This is a genomic window from Clostridiales bacterium (genome assembly GCA_012512255.1).
Lineage (GTDB): Bacteria > Bacillota > Clostridia > Christensenellales > DUVY01 > DUVY01.
Genome location: JAAZDJ010000028.1, coordinates 1 through 2,227, shown reverse-complemented (window position 1 = coordinate 2,227; position 2,227 = coordinate 1). Strand labels below are relative to the sequence as shown.

At 41.7% G+C, this 2,227-nt stretch carries 3 protein-coding genes; 1 reads left to right on the top strand and 2 read right to left on the bottom strand.

What is annotated here, in order from left to right:
• Both GX756_01410 and GX756_01405 read right to left on the bottom strand, forming a co-directional pair.
• The coding region (locus GX756_01410) for an ATP-binding cassette domain-containing protein (protein NLC16523.1) at positions 1–446 on the bottom strand (446 nt) is incomplete at its 3' end.
• Positions 431–1,261 carry an energy-coupling factor transporter ATPase gene (locus GX756_01405; GenBank protein NLC16522.1) on the bottom strand — a complete coding sequence of 277 codons (831 nt, stop codon included), beginning with the start codon at positions 1,259–1,261 and terminating at the stop codon, positions 431–433. The genes GX756_01405 and GX756_01410, both read right to left, overlap by 16 nt.
• 241 nt (positions 1,262–1,502) lie before the next feature.
• Here GX756_01405 and GX756_01400 point away from each other — a divergent pair.
• On the top strand, positions 1,503–2,227 hold a 725-nt coding region (locus GX756_01400; protein NLC16521.1), incomplete at its 3' end, for a YitT family protein.

The window sequence follows — 2,227 nt, the reverse complement described above, 5'->3', positions numbered from 1 at the left end:
TTTTGACCGCCCGACAGCTCAAAAGGCGAACGGTCTTTTACGCTCTCGTAGTCAAGCCCGACCATTTCCATAGCCGTTCGGACTCTGTAGGCGACTTCCTCTTTGCTAAGGCCCAAATTTTTTGGCCCGAAGGCTATGTCTTTCTCAACCGTTTCGTCAAAAAGCTGGTATTCGGGATATTGGAATACTATGCCGACCGTGGATCTTAATTTTTTGTAGTCGTATTTTTTGCTTAAATCTATGTAGTTGACCAAAATTTTGCCCGATGTGAGTTTGATAAGCCCGTTAAGATGCAAAACCAAAGTGGACTTGCCGCTGCCCGTATGCCCTATAATGCCCACAAATTCGCCGTCGTCTATGGTCATATGCACATTCTTTAAAGCCTCGTGCGCAAAAACGGTTTTGGGGCTGTATGTATATGATAAGTTTTCTATAATAATCGGCATATCTCTTCCTCTAAATCGCTCTCACTCCAAATTTGGCCTATATCCATTCCGCCTTGGCGCAAAGAATTGGCGATATGAATATGGGACGGGACATTTAGCCCGTAGCTTTTTAGTCTTTGTTCCTCCAAAAATATTTCTTTGCCGCCGATATAAGCTATTTTTCCTTTATTCAATATAATGATACGGTCCGTATCCGTGGCTTCGTCCATATAATGGGTGATCAACACAACTGTTATGTTTTCTTCTTTATTAAGGCGCTTAATCACATTCAGGACTTCGGTCCTGCCTTTTGGGTCCAGCATAGAGGTGGACTCGTCCAATACCAAAATCCTTGGTTTTATCGCCAAAACGCCCGCTATCGCTACGCGCTGTTTTTGCCCGCCGCTCAACTTAAAAGGCATGCCTTTTTTGTGCTTTTCCATTCCAACGGCTTTTAGCGCCCAATCCACCCTTTGCCGTATCTCTTCTGGGTCTAGACCCAAATTCTCGGGCCCGAAAGCGACGTCGTCTTCTATTATGGTGGCTACCATTTGGTTGTCGGGATTTTGAAACACTACGCCTATTTGCCGTCTTATATCGTATAGCAAGGAATCGTCGCGCGTGTTCATCCCATCAATTAAGACATCGCCGTCCAATGGGATGATAAGCCCGTTTAGCATTTTGGCCAAAGTGGATTTGCCGCTGCCGTTATGACCCACAAGCGCCACAAACTCGCCTTCGTTGATGCTAAAGGAAACATCGTTAACGGCGATGATAGCGTCTTGGCTGCCGTAATTATAAGCGTATTTTACGTTTTTTACTTCTATTAAAGACATAATTTTTGGATTTACCTTGATTTATGGTTTAGTATAACACAAAGTTATTTGATTAAGCAATTATACTAAACGCAAAAATACTGCGTCAAAAAAGCGCCAATGTCACAATATCTTGACTTTTTGGTTTAAACCTATATATTTATATTTGCTATATATGTTCAAATGTTTTTATATTTTTTGGGACATATATAATAATATGTAGTTAAAATAATTAAAAAAATTTTGAGATGGTTTTATCAAAATGAAAAAGACAAATAAGTTTTTTTATTTTTTGGGTATAGGCGCGGTGCTAATTGTCTCCAGCGCGCTGAGGGCGTTTGGAATTCATTCTTTTATCGTTCCCAATGTCTTCGCCCCGGGCGGGGTCACAGGCATAGCCTCAATGGTGGAAATTTTATCCAATGGCGCAATCAATTCCGGTTATATAATCTTTGCCCTTAACATACCATTGATTATTATTTCTTTTAAATATTTGAACTGGGATTTTACCCTAAAAACTTTGGCCTCTACCATATTAATTTCTTTAATGCTGATTGGTTTGGAGCAGCTTGAGCTTAATACCGATATTACTTTTAGATACGCGCCCCAGCAAAAAATTTTGGCGGCGCTTGCGGGAGGGGTTTTGAACGGCGCGGCCTTGGCTATTATGTTAAAAATAGGCGGCAGCACGGGCGGAACGGATATTTTGGCCGCATTAGTAAACAAAAAATACAGCGCGACAGGCATCTCGTATTTTATCTTTTTCTTTGACGGCATTATCGTCTTGGTAAGCGCTGTCTTGTTTTCAAGCCTTGACCCTATTATGCTTTCTATAGTTGAAATGTTTGTGGGCGCGCGAGTAAGCGAGACAATCTTGCAGGGCTTCAAATCGGCCGTAAGGTTTGAGATAATAATTGACGACCCCGATGAATTGGCCGCTGTGATAATGCAAAAACTCAATCGCGGCGTGACTTGCATAAAAGCTAA